Source organism: Actinotignum urinale DSM 15805 (assembly GCF_000420445.1).
Lineage (GTDB): Bacteria > Actinomycetota > Actinomycetes > Actinomycetales > Actinomycetaceae > Actinotignum > Actinotignum urinale.
The window spans coordinates 49,962-68,605 of sequence record NZ_ATUY01000009.1 but is presented as its reverse complement, the minus strand read 5'-3'; the positions used below and the strand labels follow the sequence as shown (position 1 = coordinate 68,605).

13 protein-coding genes and 1 pseudogene are annotated in these 18,644 nt (G+C 51.2%); 2 read left to right on the top strand and 12 right to left on the bottom strand.

What is annotated here, in order from left to right:
- Positions 1 to 244: 244 nt before the first annotated feature.
- Positions 245 to 1,447: an ROK family transcriptional regulator gene (locus tag G445_RS10945; RefSeq protein ID WP_022866835.1), complete on the bottom strand. Its 1,203-nt coding sequence runs from the start codon at positions 1,445 to 1,447 to the stop codon at positions 245 to 247.
- A 193-nt stretch (positions 1,448 to 1,640) separates the two neighbouring features.
- Here G445_RS10945 and G445_RS0107010 point away from each other — a divergent pair, with 193 nt between their 5' ends.
- Positions 1,641 to 3,059, top strand: coding sequence for a xylulokinase (locus G445_RS0107010; RefSeq protein ID WP_022866834.1), 1,419 nt, complete (start codon positions 1,641 to 1,643; stop codon positions 3,057 to 3,059).
- 530 nt (positions 3,060 to 3,589) lie between these two features.
- On the opposite strand, the gene mmsB is transcribed toward G445_RS0107010, so the two are convergent.
- The 4 genes from mmsB to xylA all read right to left on the bottom strand — a co-directional run bounded on the left by mmsB (position 3,590) and on the right by xylA (position 9,017).
- A complete protein-coding gene (mmsB, locus tag G445_RS10225) occupies positions 3,590 to 4,819 on the bottom strand; it encodes a multiple monosaccharide ABC transporter permease (RefSeq protein ID WP_022866833.1) in 1,230 nt (409 codons plus the stop codon).
- Positions 4,816 to 6,342, bottom strand: a complete 1,527-nt coding sequence (mmsA, locus tag G445_RS0107000; RefSeq protein WP_040430877.1) for a multiple monosaccharide ABC transporter ATP-binding protein — start codon at positions 6,340 to 6,342, stop codon at positions 4,816 to 4,818. The genes mmsB and mmsA overlap by 4 nt, the downstream gene beginning before the upstream one ends.
- A gap of 49 nt (positions 6,343 to 6,391) precedes the next feature.
- The gene (gene chvE, locus G445_RS0106995; RefSeq protein WP_022866831.1) at positions 6,392 to 7,516 is read right to left on the bottom strand and encodes a multiple monosaccharide ABC transporter substrate-binding protein; all 1,125 of its coding nucleotides are present in this window, start codon (positions 7,514 to 7,516) and stop codon (positions 6,392 to 6,394) included.
- Positions 7,517 to 7,850: 334 nt separating this feature from the next.
- Positions 7,851 to 9,017: a xylose isomerase gene (gene xylA / locus G445_RS0106990; RefSeq protein ID WP_022866830.1), complete on the bottom strand. Its 1,167-nt coding sequence runs from the start codon at positions 9,015 to 9,017 to the stop codon at positions 7,851 to 7,853.
- Between the two features lie 596 nt (positions 9,018 to 9,613).
- Between xylA and ppdK the strand changes: the two genes are divergently transcribed.
- Positions 9,614 to 12,259 (top strand): pyruvate, phosphate dikinase, encoded by a 2,646-nt coding sequence (gene ppdK, locus G445_RS0106985; RefSeq protein ID WP_022866829.1) that lies wholly within the window; start codon positions 9,614 to 9,616, stop codon positions 12,257 to 12,259.
- Between the two features lie 102 nt (positions 12,260 to 12,361).
- On the opposite strand, the pseudogene G445_RS11230 reads toward ppdK, so the two are convergent.
- The 7 genes and pseudogenes from G445_RS11230 to G445_RS0106950 all read right to left on the bottom strand — a co-directional run.
- Positions 12,362 to 12,559, bottom strand: a pseudogene (locus tag G445_RS11230) (transposase); the annotation flags it as partial.
- A 31-nt stretch (positions 12,560 to 12,590) separates the two neighbouring features.
- Positions 12,591 to 14,189, bottom strand: coding sequence for an alanine/glycine:cation symporter family protein (locus tag G445_RS10220; RefSeq protein WP_022866828.1), 1,599 nt, complete (start codon positions 14,187 to 14,189; stop codon positions 12,591 to 12,593).
- A gap of 218 nt (positions 14,190 to 14,407) precedes the next feature.
- Positions 14,408 to 15,013 carry a histidine phosphatase family protein gene (locus tag G445_RS0106970; protein WP_022866827.1) on the bottom strand — a complete coding sequence of 202 codons (606 nt, stop codon included), beginning with the start codon at positions 15,011 to 15,013 and terminating at the stop codon, positions 14,408 to 14,410.
- 1 nt (position 15,014) lies between these two features.
- The gene (gene rsfS, locus G445_RS0106965) at positions 15,015 to 15,386 is read right to left on the bottom strand and encodes a ribosome silencing factor (RefSeq protein WP_022866826.1); all 372 of its coding nucleotides are present in this window, start codon (positions 15,384 to 15,386) and stop codon (positions 15,015 to 15,017) included.
- The gene (locus G445_RS0106960) at positions 15,383 to 16,588 is read right to left on the bottom strand and encodes a hypothetical protein (RefSeq protein WP_022866825.1); all 1,206 of its coding nucleotides are present in this window, start codon (positions 16,586 to 16,588) and stop codon (positions 15,383 to 15,385) included. Before G445_RS0106960 ends, rsfS begins: the two co-directional genes overlap by 4 nt.
- Positions 16,589 to 16,611: 23 nt before the next feature.
- Positions 16,612 to 17,295, bottom strand: coding sequence for a nicotinate-nucleotide adenylyltransferase (nadD, locus tag G445_RS10215; RefSeq protein WP_022866824.1), 684 nt, complete (start codon positions 17,293 to 17,295; stop codon positions 16,612 to 16,614).
- Positions 17,285 to 18,553, bottom strand: coding sequence for a glutamate-5-semialdehyde dehydrogenase (locus G445_RS0106950; protein ID WP_022866823.1), 1,269 nt, complete (start codon positions 18,551 to 18,553; stop codon positions 17,285 to 17,287). The genes nadD and G445_RS0106950 overlap by 11 nt, the downstream gene beginning before the upstream one ends.
- Between the last annotated feature and the right edge of the window lie 91 nt (positions 18,554 to 18,644).

The window sequence follows — 18,644 nt, the reverse complement described above, 5'->3', positions numbered from 1 at the left end:
GTCAACACAACTTTGTGTCGTGAAACATTTCTATTGTGCGCTTAAGAACGAGCTCTCGCGCTACAACGCAACGCACCACATGCCGAGAACCGCTCCACATGCGGGAGCAGGGAATGAACTCGCCGCTGTGAACACGATAGAAACCCCATTCACAACCCAGCGCTCCACATGCCATAACAATGCACATTAAGCACTACAACACTTGTAAGAACTACGTTCTAAAGCTACAGGAAAAGTCTAAAGCCTAGGGGAAGGAAATAGGAATACCGTTGGCGTCCCAACGTGCCGGATTTTCAAGAATTGAGCTTAATGCACGCATACATCCGCCCCGAGTTGCCCCGTAATGCGCGTAGGTACTTGTCTCTAGTGTGACGTTCGCCCACCTGCGCCCCAATGCGCGGTATTCTATTTCGGATTTGAGCACAATCTCCATGCGGCTGTACAGTTTCGCAAAATTGCCACCCAAAATAACTGTGTCCAGGTCAAGAAGATTGAGAACATTGGCGATTGTGCTCCCCAATGCAAGCGCCCCTTCGTCAATAGCTCGTCGGACGCTATCGTGCCTATCGTCGAACATTCGGCACAGTGTTTCCATATCTGTTCCGTGCGGGAGTTGCGCGCGCGATACGAGGGCGTCGAACCCAACGTACTGCTCCAAACAGCCGTTCGAACCGCATCGGCATTGCGGACCAGTGAGGTTCACGCATATATGCCCGATCTCCCCAGCCCACCCGCGCGAACCTGTAAATACACGTCCGTTGACGACGATAGCCGCACCTACACCGACTTCCGCAGAAAGGTAGAGGAAATTTTTCATGCCGGTAAGGACTCCGGGCCTGGCGTAGAGGAATGCGTAGGCGGCCGCGTCGGCTTCGTTCATAACAAAGCACCGGTTTTCCTCGAAACCTGGGAAGGAAAGGTGCGCGATGGGGTGGACGTTGTGCCAGCCGAGGTTGGGTGCGGTGAGGATGGTTTGTGCGTCTTCCGCAACGAGGCCCGGGATGCACAAGACGACGGATAGTATGTCCAGATCCGTGTTGGTTAGGTAACTTTCGATGGTTGCGGAGAGTTTGCGAAGGACCGTTTCGGGTTCGGAGTTGCGCAAATCAACGGTTTTCTTGTCCTCGAAAAGGGTGTTTCCCGCAATGTCGATGATTTGAACGGCGACGTATTCCAGGTTGATTTCCACACCGATGGCGCATTGTTTTCCCTTTTTTACGACGAGGGGCAGAGCCGGGCGGCCGGTGGGCGGGTAAACGGGTGCGAGTTCTTCGAGTATTTGGGCGTCTAGCAGTTCTTCAACGAGCCGTGAGACGGTAGCGCGGGTAAGGCCTGTTGTTTTTGAGATGTCTGCGCGGGAAATGCCTTCGTGCTCCTGAAGAATAGCTCCCAAAACCAAGCCGATATTTTCTTGGCGAATCGAGGTGGAATCTTTCCGAGCTTTCATGAATGAAGTCCTTCGTTGTGGCTAGGAGTTAGATTTACGACGCTAACTAGTTATTATATCTTTTTTAAAGAAATCGGAAAACTGCACCAACGTTTGTGGCGCATGTCAAATGCTTTTTTCCCTTGACTTTGCGCAAAAAAACAGTTAGTTTTGTTTCTAAACAAAGGCAATGCGGCCGAGGAGAATCGTTAATATGGCAATAGTAGCTGGTGTAGACTCATCAACTCAGTCCACCAAAATTCTTGTAATCGACACGGAAACAGGGGCAACACTGCGCGAAGGACGCGCCCCACACCCGGAAGGAACCGAAGTTCATCCACACGCCTGGTACACGGCTTTCGAAGAAGCCGTCACTAGCATTGGTGGCATTGACGACGTTGAAGCAATCTCTGTTGCAGGCCAGCAACACGGTTGTGTCCTCCTCGATGCACAAGGCGCTGTAATTCGCCCTGCACAGCTCTGGAATGACACAAAATCCGCCACAGCCGCACGCGAACTCATTAGCGAATTTGGCGAAGATTTTTGGGCGAAGAGCGTGGGCTCTGTCCCCGTCGCATCTCTAACCGTCACAAAACTACGGTGGCTCGCAGATAACGAACCGGAAAACGTCGACAAAATCGCTGCAGTATGCCTCCCTCACGATTGGCTCAGCTGGAAAATCTCCTCCTCCACAGACCTTCGCGACCTCGCAACCGACCGTAGCGACGCTTCCGGAACAGGATACGTTGATTGCGAAACAGACGCTTACCGTTACGACATTATCGCCGCAGCCCTGCGCATCTCCGAAGATAAAGCGCGCTCCATTATTTTCCCGAAAATCGTCGCCCCCTATGAAAAAATTGGTGTGCTGGGCGAACAGTGGGGAACGGCCATTATCGGCCCAGGAGCGGGAGATAACGCGGGCGCAACACTGGGGCTGAACCTCAAACATGGGCAAGCAACGCTGTCAATTGGAACTTCCGGTGTTGTTGCTGCGATTTCTCCCCACCCGGTGCAGGACGCAAAATCGGGAATCACGGGCTTTTCAGACGCAAATGGGGAATGGCTCCCGCTGGCATGCACGCTCAACGGATCTCTTATACAAAATTATTTCTGCGAACTCTTAGGCGTGAGCTTTGAAGAGCTTGGGAAACTCGCCAGCATGGCTGAGCCGGGAGCGGGCGGAATGGTTCTTGTCCCCTACTTCGGCGGGGAACGCACCCCGAATCTCCCCCACGCCAACGCAAGTATTCACGGCATGACCCCTTCATCCATGACCCGGGAAAATTTTGCTCGCCTCGCATATGAAGGCCTAGCCTGCCTCATGCGTGGCGCGCTCGAAACGATTCGCCAGGCAGGAATTACGGTGGATAGCGCACTGCTTATTGGCGGAGCAGCTCAATCTCTGGCACTCACACATATTATGGCGGATATTCTCGACATCCCGCTTGAGGTTCCTCAACCCGGAGAATACGTAGCCAAAGGCGCGGCACGCCAGGCAGCTCGCGTTCTCGGCGCAACATCCGAAGGTGGCGAATGGGAGCCACGTATTATTCGACGCATTACACCCCAAGAACCCAACCCCAGCTGGGAACGCTACGCGAATATCACCGCTCAGCTTTTCCACTCCTAGTTCTCTACCGCAAACCGCTTACGTAAGGAATTGCCACATAGGCAAGAATGCATACGAAAATTGCTGAAACCTACCACACACGTAAGAACACATAAGGAATTGTCTGCTGCCACGCTCGTAAACCGGCCATTATGAGGGCACCCAAGCTCATAGGTAAGGAATTGCACGACGATAACGTGCTTGTTGCGGTCGGCTAGTCTCTGTAACACACGTACCAGGACTAGCCGACTTCACTTTTTCGTGGCTTTATCCACAACACTCTGTAATACACATACAACGCCAATCAAAAATACTGCAAACGTCGCCAAGCCCAACAAAAACCCTGAAAAGAAACCGCAACACGTACCAATTCTTCACACAACTCAAGGGGGGACTCCCGTATGGGAATCCCCCCTCGTCGTCGTACCTACACTACATCATGAGGAATACTGTAGAAAATGGGCTTTTCGAGAAGCTGTGCAAAGCACTCATCCTCGGCCCTAAATACACGTCGCTTAAGGCCTACGCCGCACAAACTTCTCACTTCCCCACTACTTGCGACGGTTCGATAGAACATCGAGGCCAACCGCCAACAGAACCACAAGGCCCTTAATTGACTGCTGCCAGGCGCTATCGACATTCAAAATAGACAGGCCCATATTAAGAACGCCCATAATAAACGCACCAATCACCGCGCCGGAGAGTCGCCCGCGACCACCCGTCACAGCAACGCCACCGATGAAAGCAGCGGCAATTGCGTCCATTTCGTAGCTCGTACCCGCGGTTGCAACAGCAGCACCTGCGCGAGAAGCCGTCACAATACCCGCAAGAGCGGAAAGGAGTCCCATATTGACGAATACGAGGAAGTCAGTTTTCTTTGTATTCACGCCGGAAAGTCGAGCCGCATCAATATTTCCACCCACCGCGTAGACGTGACGTCCAAAGACCGTGCGGTTCAAAATGAAGCTGTAGATCATAATGAGAATGCCGACGATAATGAGGATGATCGGCGTTCCACCGGAGGACAGAGACAGGATGAAGGTGACTGCACCGATACCGATTGCGAACAGTGCGTTGCGGATAACGAAGGAAACCATGGATTCTACGTCGCGGCCGGCGCGGGAAGTAGCCATGCGCTTACGCACACCGGAGTAGAGCAAGCCGGCAATCGCCAAACCACCAATCCAGAGGGTCACGGCGTCAGAATCGTGGAGGTAACCGATGAAATGCGGAAGGTTCCCGTTCGTAATTTTCACGAAACCGGCAGGAAGCCCGGAAATCGTTTTTTCTACGAGAACGATTGCTAAACCGCGGAAAATCAACATTCCACCCAGGGTGACAATAAACGCGGGAATTCCCACATACGCCACCCAGAAGCCCTGCCAGCAACCAATAATGATTCCCAAAACAAGACCCACAACAACCGCAACCGGCCACGATAAGTTGTAATCGGACATGCAGATTGCAACAACACCACCCACAAAGGCAACAACCGAACCAACAGACAAATCGATATGTCGCGCAATAATGACAATCGTCATGCCGATTGCCAAGATCAACACGTACGCATTTTGCTGGATAAGGCTCGCAACATTGTTTGGCGCCAAAAGCAGGCCCTTCGTGACAACCTGGAAGAATGCCACAATAATAATCAGCGCCGCCAGGATACCGTACTGCCGAAGATTAACCTTCGCGAAAAGACTCTGTTGTGCCTTTTCTTTCGCCTGATGTTTGCCCGGGGAAACCTTTGGCGTTTCTTTCTCTTTTACGTTGTTCATCATGCCACTTCCTTCTTAGCATCGCCGGCCATGTATTCCATAAGGCTTTCCTGTGTTGCGTCCGCGCGGTCGAAACAGCCGGTCATTCGTCCTTCATTTAAGGTGTAGATACGGTCGCAAATACCGAGAATTTCGGGGAGCTCTGAGGAAATGACGAGCACGCCTTTACCGGAATCTGCCAGGCTATTGATGATCTGGTAAATTTCGTATTTTGCACCAACATCAATGCCACGTGTGGGTTCATCAAGTATGAGAAGTTCGGGTTCGGTGTACATCCACTTCGCCAACACAACCTTTTGTTGATTTCCACCTGAGAGTGTTCCCACGATCGTTTTGTTATCGCGGGTTTTGATACGAAGATCCTTGCGGTACGTGTTAACCACTTTCACTTCTTCGTGTTCATTGACGACGCCAGCGCGGACGAGGCGTGCTAGCCCGGCTGCTGTCGTGTTCGTTTGGACGTCTTGAATAAGATTGAGCCCCACGCCTTTGCGATCCTCGGGAACGTAGGCGAGGCCAGCCTTCACCGCTTTGCGGACGGTGGACGTGTCTTTTTTCTTGCCGTGCATATACACCGAGCCACTAATATTGACCCCGTAACTGTGGCCAAACATGCTCATTGCAAGCTCGGTTCGCCCGGCACCCATCAGCCCCGCAATTCCCACAATTTCACCCTTGCGAACCGTGAGATTTGCCTGCTTAACAACCTGGCGTTCCTTATCGATTGGATGGTGAACCGTCCAATCCTTCACCTCAAGAAGAACCTCGCCACCCTTATTCGGAACGTGTTCCGGGAAAAGATTGGAGAGTTCTCGGCCAACCATGTGCCGGATAATATCCTGCTGGCTGATCGCGTCCTCGCCCTTCATATTCCATGTCCCGATTGTGTGCCCGTCGCGAATAATCGTCACGCGGTCAGAAATATCCGAGATTTCGTTGAGCTTGTGCGAAATAATGACCTGGGATACGCCTCGCGCTTGAAGCCTACGCATCAGATCGAGAAGGTGCGCGGAATCGTCGTCGTTCAAGGCGGCCGTGGGTTCGTCGAGAATAAGCAGTTTCACGTCTTTGGAGAGCGCCTTGGCGATTTCCACAAGTTGCTGTTTGCCCACACCGAGGTCAGAAACAATGGTTCGTGGATCCACGTCCAGCCCCACTTCGTCCAGAAGCTCACGCGTCCTGCGATGTGTTTCATGCCAGTCAATCACGCCACCCTTCGCAATTTCCGATCCAAGGAAAATATTTTCCGCCACGGACAGGAAGGGCGAGAGCGCTAATTCCTGATGAATAATAACGATCCCAACCTTTTCAGAATCTTTAATATTCTTGAATTCGCATTTTTTGCCTTCGAAAATAATCTCACCCTCGTATGTTCCACTTGGCCACACACCTGAGAGCACTTTCATTAGCGTTGATTTTCCGGCACCGTTTTCGCCACAAATGGCGTGAACTTCTCCCTTGGCGATCTGGAGATTCACGTCATCCAGGGCGCGCACGCCGGTAAACTCTTTGACAATATGCTTCATGTGAAGCAGGTTTGTATCGTTCACATTGTCCTCCTAACTATCCCTAGGATTATTTGATTCCGATATCGCCAGCGGAATAGTAGCCGGAGTCAACGAGCTTTTCTTTGGCGTTGTCTTTCGTAATAACAACCGGTTCAAGAAGGAATGTTGGTACGACGAAAACACCGTTGTTGTAGCTTTTTTCGTCATTAACTTCCACTTTTTGCTTCTTAATGATTTGGTCTGTCATTTTCGCGGCTTGGTCGGCGAGTTTGCGGGTGTCTTTCCAGACGGTCATGGACTGGAAGCTCTGCATAATATTCGTAACATTTGCCTGATCTGCATCCTGCCCGGTGAGTACCGGCCAATCATTTTGCGTGTAGCCATCGGCTTTCAAGGCTTGCGTAATGCCGAGCGCCAGAGCGTCATTCGGAGCGAGAATCGCATTCACCTTTGTGCCTCCGCGATAGAAGGAGTTGAGGCGTGTTTCCATTTCGGACTGGGCGGCCGGCCCCATCCATGCCTGAATACCAATGGACTGCCAGCCGTTAACAGACTTCGGCATCTTGTTCGACGGAACTTTCAACTGCCCCTTATCGATATAGGGTTTGAGCACGTCCCATGCGCCTTCGAAGAAGTAGCGCGCGTTATTATCGTCCGGGGAACCGGAGAACGGCTCGAAGTTGAACGGGCCTTTTCCTTCCTTGAGGCCAAGAGCCTTTTCAATATATTGGCCCTGTGCCTGCCCAACCTTGTAGTTATCGAAGGTCACATAGTAGCTGATCGCATCGGTATCGCGAATCAAACGGTCATAGGCAATAACTTTGATGCCCGCTTGTTTTGCCTGGCTGAGTACCGGGCCGAGTGCGGAACCGTCAATGGATGCCACAATAATGACTTCCGGCCCTTCATTGATCATGTTTTGAATCTGGGAGATTTGCTGTTCCACCTTGTTGTCTGCATACTGCATGGAGGTGGTGTAGCCTTTCTCTTTGAGAACTTTTCTGAGGTAGTCGCCGTCGCGTGCCCAGCGTTCCAAGGATTTCGACGGCATAGAAATACCGACTTTTCCACTGCCTTTTCCGCCTCCTCCTGCCCTATCGCGTGCGCGGACAGAGGAGCAACCCGTTACTGTTGCGACGACGAGTAACAGGCTGAGGAGTAGGGCGAATGTTAAACGGAGAGATTTTTTCACAGGAGCCTCCTTGCTCTGTTAAAAATGAAAATTTGTTAGCGCTCACGCTTCGTTGTATGAACACCTTGACGTTTTTTGACGCACTTTTCTAAGGGAGCCTCGAAAGGTCCCTGAGAGAATCGTTTTATTGTGTGGCACGTGTGACGCGCAGGTAACGTTTAACGTGCCACACCTGGTAGTTGTACGACGACGATGCGACGTCCTGTGTGGCTGATGCTGAATGTCTAGCTAGATTGTGGAAACATGGAAGGGAAACACAACATAGTAGAGACGTTTCTTCAGCAGAGGTAGTGGACTACGTTCGCAACGCCGTCGTACATATATAGATGAAGAATTAACCAATCAGGTGGCGCATGGCGTGCTGATACAGTTCAACGAAGCGGTATTCGCGCTTTGCGACTTCTTCGGGATCGATATCAGCTTCCTTGCGCAGGTCCTCAATTGTTTCGCCGGGCGCCATGGTTGGCACGGCGAGTTCGAGAATTGAAGCTTCTTCCATGAGTTCCTGGGTGCGAGGATCTGCACGGAATGCCTTTGCTTTCTCGGCGAGCATGAGGTACATTTCCATATTCGCGGCTGCAGAATCCCATACGCCCTGCATGCCTTCTGTACGTGAGGGCTTGTAGTCGAAGTGGATTGGGCCTTCGTAGCGGTTTCCGCCTCCGGGGAAGCCGTTGACAAGAAGGTCGACGGTGAAGAATGCGGAGGCGAGATCGCCGTGTCCAAAGGCTTTGTCCTGGTCGTACTTGATGCCGGACTGGCCGTTCAAGTCGATATGGAAGAGTTTGCCGTGGTTGAGCGCCTGGGCGATGCCGTGGGTGTAGTTGAGGTTCGCCATTTGTTCGTGGCCGGTTTCTGGGTTGAGGCCGACGATGTCGCCGTGTTCAAGCTGGGCGATGAGTCCGAGGGCGTGGCCGACGGTGGGGAGGAAAATGTCGCCGCGGGGTTCGTTGGGCTTGGGCTCCAAACCGATCTTGAGGTTGTAGCCTTTTTCCTTAATATATCCGGCGACGGTGTCGAGGCCTTCCTTGTAGCGGTCGAATGCGGCGCTGAGATCCTTGGAGGAATCGTATTCTGCGCCTTCACGCCCACCCCACATAACGAAGGTTGTGGCGCCGACTTCGGCGGCAATATCGACGGCGTTGAGGATTTTCTTCAATCCGAAGCGACGGATGCTGCGATCGTTGTTGGTGAGTCCACCATCTTTGAAAATCGGGTGGGAGAAGGTGTTGGTGGTGACCATTTCGATAACGAGGTCGTTTGCTTTGCAGACCTCAACGAGTTTGCCTACTCGACGATCTTGTTCTGCTGGTGTTGCGTTGAAGGGGAATACGTCGTTGTCGTGGAAGGTAATCCCCCAGGCTCCGAGCTCAGCGAATTTTTCGGCATAATCCCAGGGTTCTAGGGATGTGCGGGTGTCTGTGCCGAAGGGATCTGTTCCGGTCCAGCCGGCTGTCCAGATACCAAAGGAAAAACGATCTTCTTTGGTGGGTTTGCGCATGATTTTTCGCTCCTTTGCGTTGCGTGTGAATGATGTTGGGTAACTGCCCGACTTTGTTCAATAGAAAAACTAACATGTAAATATACGGGTGTCAAGAATGGCAAACAACCCTTGAGCCGAGCGTTGTGCGTAGAAAATCTACGTGCGACGACCCTTAAAGTCGCGGCATTCGGCAGTTTTGTTTAGCTTCTAAACAAAAGACGTGCAAACCTTCCCTCGGTTTTCACTCTTCTTAGTCAGTATTTATTGACTAACATCACATTTTTTATGACAGCGACAAGGGGAAATAGCTTGGCAACTCAACAATTCAGAGAAAAACAGCAGTGGGTAATTCAATACGTCCGGCAATATTAACAACCATCGCTCCCGCGCAAAACTCTCAAACATCAACACTTATAACGACTGGTTTTTACACATTTGGGAAAAACGCTCCGCGGGGCTCACGTGCGAGAGGCAAACGCAGTAGACTAATCTTCATATAACATACGACACATTCATGTGCTGTAGTTAACCGGGCTGACCAACGTACTGCTCAGCCCGGTTAACTAGACGTGCGCACCTCCCAGCGCACACCACTATTCAAAGGAGAGTAAACGGTGGCCAACACATATATATACGATTTTTCCGAAGGCAACGCCTCCATGCGCAGTATCCTTGGCGGTAAAGGCGCAAATCTAGCAGAAATGATGCGTTTAGGTTTCCCCGTACCAGACGGATTCACCGTCACAACACAAGCCTGCGTCGAAGCCATGAATAACGACGGCAAATGGCCAGAAAAACTGAATGAACAAGTTGATGCAGCACTTGCCAGGCTCGAAGAACGCACCGGCCATAAACTCGGCAGCTCCGATTCCCCACTACTTGTATCGATACGTTCCGGTGCCGTCGTATCTATGCCGGGAATGATGGACACAATCCTCAACCTTGGGATAACCGACGACACCGTGCGCACTATCGCTGAAGAATCCGGAAACGAACGCTTCGCCTATGACTGCTACCGTCGTTTTATCCAAATGTATGGGGACGTTGTTGAAGGGGTACCCGCACACATGTATGAAGACGCCATCAAAGAAATGAAAAAAGCACGTGGCGTTACCCTAGATACGGACCTTACCGCTGAGGATTTGAAAGAACTCGTCGTACAATTCAAAAAAATATCTAAAGATTATCTAGGGAACGTGTGGACGCTGGATCCGCGCGAACAACTTTCTCACGCAATTAGCGCGGTTTTCCGCAGTTGGAACAACCCACGTGCAGATATTTACAGGAAAGTCAACGGTATTTCGCGCGACCTCGGAACAGCCGTCAATATTATGCAAATGGTTTTTGGCAACCACGGAGATACATCCGCAACAGGTGTGTGCTTCACTCGTAACCCCTCCACGGGCGAAAAAGGGCTCTTCGGCGAATTCCTTATTAACGCTCAAGGTGAGGACGTTGTTGCAGGAATACGAACCCCGCAACGCCTGCCAGATCTGGAAGCAATTTTGCCTGAAGCCTACCGCGAACTCCTGGAAACCATGCAACACCTGGAAACACATTATCGCGACATGCAGGACTTGGAATTCACGATTGAAAACGGCAAACTCTTTATGCTCCAAACACGTAACGGGAAGCGAACCGCGCCAGCAGCGCTGAAAATCGCGGCCGACATGGTTGAAGAAGGCCTTATTACAAAAGAAGAAGCCCTTGAGAGGATTGAACCGGCACAGCTAGATCAGCTCCTGCACCCTGGCGTCGATCCATCCAACACCGTCGAACCTATAACGAAAGGTTTGCCTGCATCCCCCGGCGCGGCCGTCGGCTCGCTTGTTTTCGACGCCGATACCGCGGCGGCTGCGGGTGCCGAAGGGAAAAATGTTGTGTTGGTTCGATACGAAACAACACCCGACGATATTCACGGCGTTCTTGCGGCTCAAGGCGTGCTCACGGCCCACGGCGGTATGACGAGCCACGCCGCCGTTGTTGCACGCGGATTCGGAAAACCCTGCGTATCGGGGGCAACCGCGATCAAACTAGATACGCAAGGGAAAACTCTCACCATTGGGGATCGAACATTTGTTGAGGGCGACCTTATTACTCTCAATGGTTCGACGGGAGAAGTCTTTGGAGAGGCACTTAAACTCATTCCGCCACAGATTAACGAAGATTTTGAGCATGTTGTTCAGTGGGCCGATGAGGTGCGAGCGCTCGGTGTTCGTGCTAACGCCGATAATGGGCCGGATGCCGAGAATGCGCGGAAACTCGGGGCTGAAGGTATTGGCTTGTGCCGTACCGAGCACATGTTTATGGCTGCGGATCGCTTGCCGGCCGTGCGAGAAATGATTTTGGCGGAGACTTCGGAAGAACGCGAAGCTGCGTTGGCGAAGATTCTGCCTATGCAACAGGCCGATTTTGAAGCAATTTTCACGGCGATGAAGGGCTTGCCGGTGACGGTTCGACTCCTCGATCCGCCACTTCACGAATTCCTCCCGAATTATGTGGACCAGGCATTAAAGGTGCAGGAACTTGAACTGACTGGTGGTAGCGAGGACGCACTGAAAGAAGCACGTGCAACTCTCGCCCAGGTGAAGAAACTTCACGAACAAAACCCGATGTTGGGGACTCGTGGTTGCCGCCTCGCCATGCTTCACCCCGAAATTCCGGCGATGCAGACACGCGCAATTATTCGCGCAGCGCTTGCCGTTTTGGAACGCGTTGGGCAAACCGTTGGCGTCGAGATTATGATTCCGCTAGTGAGCCTAGAAGAAGAAATCTTACAGCAGCGTGAAATTGTGAAATCCACTGTTGAAGAAGAATTTGAGCGTGCAGGTAAGCGTTTGGACTACACAATCGGAACCATGATTGAGCTTCCTCGCGCAGCTCTTCTTGCCGACCGCATTGCCCACCACGCCGATTTCTTCAGCTTCGGCACGAATGATTTGACGCAAACAACGTTGGGTATTAGTCGAGATGACGCTGAAAATGGCTTCCTTGCCGCCTACGAAGCCGAGGATATTTTGCCGCATAATCCCTTCGCGTCGATTGATGTCGACGGCGTTGGTCAGCTGGTGAGTATGGGCGTTGAGCGCGGGCGCTCCACGACTCCGCACCTCAAGTGTGGCGTATGTGGTGAACACGGCGGCGACCCGGCGTCCATTGAATTCTTCCACTCGGCGGGGCTGAACTACGTATCCTGCTCACCTTTCCGCGTCCCCATTGCACGTTTCGCCGCCGCAAAAGCTGCGCTGAAAGATAAGTAGGGCTGGCATAACCGCTGACCTAGTTCAGCGCTTGCCATTACTGAGCGCAAGCGCGGGCTAATGCTTACTTAACCGAGCATTAGCCCGCGCTTATGCGACTCTTCACATTTTGGCTTGTAGGGTTTGTGTGAGTCCTCCTGCGTGTAGCAGGCTTCGGGTGATGTAGTTGTCGAGATTGGTGAATCCTAGGGCGATGCCTCTGAGGTGCTCTAGTCTCTCGTTGAGCGCTTCGGTTGATCCGTTACTAGAGCCGGGGTGGGTGAAGTAGGCAAGCACATCGCTTCGTCTACGTTTGAGTGTTCACCCGAGTGTAATGTTACGGCACGGTTTTTTATTTTTCCGCGTCAAACTTTTCGGTTTGGTTCGTGGCATTTTCTTCATTCCACGATTCATGGTGTCCGCCGGGAACATCCCACACGTCGGTAGGAAGCTCTCCCGGAAGATGCGGGTTATTCACCGAGCAGAATATTGGTGTTTCACCCTTAGATCGTTGCGCCTCATAATCACGCAGGGCGCCGAACGCCCACTTGCCTAGGAGCAAAATAGCTCCGAGATTCACGATTGTCATGAGCGCTGTTGCCCAATCCGCAATAGACCACACGGAAGGAAGCGGAAGGACTGCGCCAAGGAAGGTTGAAAAAATAACGAGGAGTTTCAAAGGCAACACCGACTTTTTCAACCCGGCAAGGTAACGATAATTTGTTTCCGCGTAGGTAAAGTTACCTAAAATCGTCGTATATCCGAAGCAAATCATCAAAACCAACACAATAACGGAAACAATGGTGTGTGTTGTGGGACTACTGCCAAGAGTCTCCACTAAGGACAGACTTGTTAGCGCCGTACCATCCTGTTTTGCTGAGCGATTCGGATTCCAGAACGGGCCAGACATAAGGATAATGAAAGCTGTTGATGTGCAGACCAACATGGTATCAACGAAAACGCCGAGCGCTTGAATCATACCCTGAGTCACTGGGTGATCAACCGTTGCGGTTGCGGCCGCGTTAGGAGCTGAACCCATACCAGCTTCATTTGTGAACAAACCACGCTTAATACCCGTGGTGAGAGCTGCAATGAATGCGCCTGTTGCACCGGCAACTGCAGGCGGAACATATGTTCCTCCGCCGAATGCTCCGGTGAAAATTTCACTGAAAACGTGAGGAATATTATGGAAATTAATCGCCATAACAAGAAGTCCCATTACCACGTAAACGAGCGCCATAATGGGTGCCAAATATTCTGACATGACGGCAATCTTGCGCATTCCACCAAGAACCAAGGGAAGAGTCATAATGGTCAAAATAACTGCTGTAACCCATGTTGGGGCGCCAAAGGAAACTTCTGCCAACTGGCTAATGGAGTTGGATTGAATCATTTCGAAGCTGAAACCATAGGCAAAAATAAGAAGAATAGCGAAAACCGCCCCCCATTTTCTGGAGTTTAAACCACGAAGAATATAGAAAGCTGGGCCACCGCGGAAGGTTCCGTCGCCGTTACGAACTTTGAAAATCTGGGCAAGAGTTGCTTCAACAAAAGCCGTCACCATACCAACAAGGGCGACAATCCACATCCAGAACACGGCACCAGGCCCACCAGCCACCACGGCTAAAGCAACACCAGCAATGGAACCTGTTCCTACACGGTCTGCCAAACCAATGGCGAAGGCCTGGAAGGAACTAATTCCGCCTTTCGCGCCACTGCGGGAATCCGTAATAACTTTGAACATATGCCCGAATAAACGCACCTGCATAAACCTGGAGCGGATTGTGAAGTAAATTCCCGTGGCAAGAAGAAGCACAATGAGAACCCACACGATAGATGCATCATAGGCCCAGTTAAGCACTGATGAGATATCTGCATTAATTTTCTCAAAATAGTCTGAAAAACTACCTGCGGTAATCGGAGATACTAGAGTCGTACCAATGTTGACCATTTTTCCATCCCTTCTTAGTTCTTGGTCGAATTAAAGGGGTTTTGCAACGACACCTTCAAGACTTGAGTCAAATGGTCATTTTCAGTAAAGAAAAACACTGGTAATTTTACTCTTTTTTGAATTTTTCGCGTAACTGTGTCGTATTTTTGGAACAAAAGTGACACACAGTACCTCGACACTAATAATCGACGGTAGTAATCGAGTACTAATTATCGACACTAGTAAAGGTTATAGGCTTCTATCCGCCAATCAGGGTTTCCTGAGTGGCAACGTTGAAGAATCGCGTAATGGCAATTATCCAATCCTCGCACCCCACCCCAGGAACCGTACAATCCTAAAAGGTGCGAAACACCACAAGCAATGGCGGCTCCGTGTGCAACAACGACGAGTTTCCCCCCGTCCATTGCATCACTTGCCTCGCCAACCGCTTGAGCAAACCTCTCCCCTACGGATTCACGAGTTTCCATACCAATACCGTGAACCATGCCGTGACGCTGCCAATGAATAAATTCACCGGGGAATTCCACCTCGATTTCGGCGCGAGTTTTCCCTTCAAATTCACCAAATCGGCGTTCAACCAGCCGTTCATCCGTTGTCACATCAAGCCCGACCTCTGTTGCAAGGCACTGAGCCGTCGTTAAAGCCCTAGAGAGAGGGGATGAAATAATCCGGGTTGGCTCCTTAGCCACAATACTTTGCGCGCTTTCCCGCGCCTGTCGCAATCCCAAATCGTTCAAAGGAATATCCGTAGCGCCCTGGATTCGCATTTGCTTATTAAAATCCGTTTGCCCATGACGCCATAAAATCAGATAATCGGCAGGCATTCTACACCTCGCCATCTAACTGCAGATCAATAACCGGACAATCTCCCCATAAACGTGCTAGCGCATATTCGTCGCGATCCTCGTCGCGCTGAACGTGAACAATAAGCTCGCCGTAATCAAGAAGAACCCAACGCAACTCCGCGTTCATACCCTCGCGTCGCAATAGCGTTGCCCCAGCCTCACTCAGCTTGTCTTCAATCTCGTCAACAATGGCTTTTACCTGCGGTTCCGCGCTCCCCGACGCAATTAGGAACACGTCAGAAATTGCGAAACGCTCCGACACGTCAAGCGCTTGAATAAAGGTTGCTTTCTTATCTGCAGCGGCCGAGGCCGCAATGTGGGTTAACTCGATTGATTCAGCTGATGCGCTCACGCAATCTCCTTGATCTGTTGAATTGTTGTGTGAACTGAAGCCCACACCTGCGTTGTATCAATTCCTGCATCGGCGCCACGCAAACGAATAATTCCAACACCGAGAAGGAGCCCCGCGCCGATCGAGCATACAATAAGGAGAACCATAAACAATGGCCACCCCCACTTGCGCGAACCCGGTTCATCTAAAGGCTCATCAATATGTTCAACATGGTCGATGGTGACCGAAGATTTTATAGCATCCTCTTCATCAGCACTATGCTCGCTATCTTCGCTCTGAGCCACACTATTCGCAGTAGAACGTAAATCATCATGTTGCGTGCGTGCCAGCAAACGTTCGCGTAAGGACGTTGATACATCCTCGTCGTTGGCATCATTATCATGATCTGTATCGCCAGGTGCCGGGGGTGCTGTTTCAGTGTCGAGAATCTGCTGCGGAACAGATGCGACGTTCGTTGCGGACTGTGCAGACTGTGCAGACGGTGCGAATTCTTGGGTTGATTGCGCTGATGGAGCCGACTGCGCAGAAACAGCGGAAACCGAGGATTGCGCACTTGACGCCGTTGAGGTCGATGGTGCCGACCGCTGAACTGAATACGATGAGTTATCGTCAATAACGGTTGTGCTGGCATCGAATCGATCAAAAACACTAACTCTGCTGTTGACGGGTTCTGGTTGTGCCACAGGCGCGGACTCTACCGGCGCAGGCGCAGGTAGCGGTTCAGATACGGACGCGGTTTCTACAACTGCAGGTGCCGATTCTGCTGGCGCAGTCTCGGAAGGTTCAGCATGTCTCCTGCCCCAAAAACGTCGCGAACGTCGCGGTTCTGGCTCAGGAGTTACAGTCTGTTCAACCTGTGGCGACGATACACCGGCGCCCTGTTCTTCCGGTTTCGATATAGCTACCTCAGGTTCAACGCTCTGTGTCGAATGATCCACTGGATCTTTGGCCGGCGCCACTGCACGATGAAAACTTCCTTGAGTTTGCCCAGTGCCTGCCTCACGAGCGCTCTGAACCTCTTGATTATTTTGAGCGTTATCTTTCTCGCCATCGGTTTCAAGAGCACGACGGTGTGCTCTAGTAATGGGAATATCGCGAGTTTCACGTAACTCATCTATAGGGGCAGCTTCATCACGTGGAATTGCACGAAGCAATCCGCGTTCACGCATTTCTTGGCGTGTTAAACGGCGACCCTCACTCATTCGATTACCTCTCGTAGCATATGTTATTTCTCTAGTTTACCTATTTTTCCGGAAACATCATAAAGTCCATATTTTCTAATGTGTTGAACCACATCATCCGGCACTAAATACCAAATGGGTGCACCACGCAAAACACGTTCCCTAATATCCGTCGAGGAAATTGCCATCGCGGGAACCTCAACTATTTTCGTTGTTCCCTTGGGTAAACTCGACACATCAATAGCGTGCCCCGGCCGTGTCACCCCAATAAAAGTCGCTAACTCCCACAAATCACCCGAATCCTTCCAGCTCAATATTTGCGGAAGCACATCGGCTCCAGTAATGAAGAACAGCTCAGCTTCTGGATGCATTCTGCTCAAATCTTTGAGCGTATCGACGGTGTAGGTAACGCCCGGCCGGTCAATATCCACACGGGAGACACTGAATCGCGTATTAGATGCCGTCGCGATAACAGCCATAAGATATCTATGTTCAGGAAGGGTGACGTCGCGATCCTGTTTGAAAGACGAGATTCCCGTGGGCACGAAAATAACTTCATCCAGATGGAAAAGGTGCTGGACTTCAGAGGCAGCAACAAGGTGCCCGTGATGGATCGGGTCAAAAGTTCCACCCATCACACCAATACGTGGACGCCGGTTTGTCACATTTACCGGTAGTTGAACGCTTGTATCAACATCTTCAGAAGGAACAATCACTTTAGCGGACATGCCCGTTCCCCTCCGCGATCCACATCGTCGTCGTCATTTCTTCTAATGCCATTGGCCCGCGAGCATGTAATTTTTGGGTAGAAATACCAATTTCGGCTCCGAGCCCGAATTCTCCACCATCCGTGAAACGTGTGGAGGCGTTCACCATAACGACCGCACTGTCTACACGCGCAGTAAATTCGTTAATCGTGGCAACATTTGTGGAGCAAATGGACTCAGTGTGCCCTGTAGAGTAGCGGGAAATATGTTCAATCGCCTCGTCCAAGCTACCCACAATTTTTACGGCCATGTCCATCGATAAATATTCGCGTTCCCAATCTTTTTGGGTTGCCGGCACGGTATCCAGCTCGGGCACAAGCCCGGCCGTTTCCTCATCAACATGGAGTGTGACGCCAGCATCGCTCAGTGCGTGAAGAATCCCTGGAAGTTGAGAGCTCGCAATATCCCTGTGTACAAGTAAGCTCTCAGCTGCGTTACAGACGCTACACCTATGTGTCTTTGAATTCACGACGATATCGAGCGCCTGCTGGGGATTATTTTCCTTGTCAATATATACGTGACAGTTCCCTACACCCGTCTCGATAACCGGGACGAGGGATTCACGCACAACAGTTTGAATCAGCCCCGCTCCCCCGCGCGGGATAACAACGTCGATTAACCCGCGTAGTTTCATCAATTCGACGGCTCCTTCACGCCCACAAAAATCAATACTTTGAATAATATTTTCAGGGAAACCTGTAGCTTTCGCAGCTCTTCGCATAATATCCACAAGAACCTCATTGGATTCCAGAGCCGCGCTTCCCCCGCGCAGAATCACTGCACTACCAGCTTTCACTGCTAATGTTGCCGCATCAACCGTCACATTCGGGCGAGCTTCATAAATCATTCCGATAACACCCATGGGAACGCGCACCTGACGCAAACGCATCCCGTTTGCAAGATTATTACCGCGCACCACCTCGCCAACAGGATCGGGCAAGAAAACAACTTTGTCTACCGCATCCGCAATCCCGCAAATTCGTGCTTCGTCAAGAACGAGGCGATCAATAAGTCCTTCATTCATCCCGTTGTTACGGCCACGTGCAACATCTTTGGCGTTTGCGGCAACAATATCGGCAACGCTTGCGCGAAGCTGGGAAGAGATTTCTTGCAGAAGTGCGTTCTTTTGTGCGGTGGAGGCTGTGCGAAGTGAAGAGCTGGCGGCACGCGCTGCGCGAGCTATATCCGTCACCTGTGATCGAATATCCTGTTGAGTCATACCCTTAAGAATAATCTACTAGGAATCTTTTGGAATACTCTTCTTGAAAGTTGCGTTGCCTCAAGTGACATTATTTTCAAACAAAGGACCA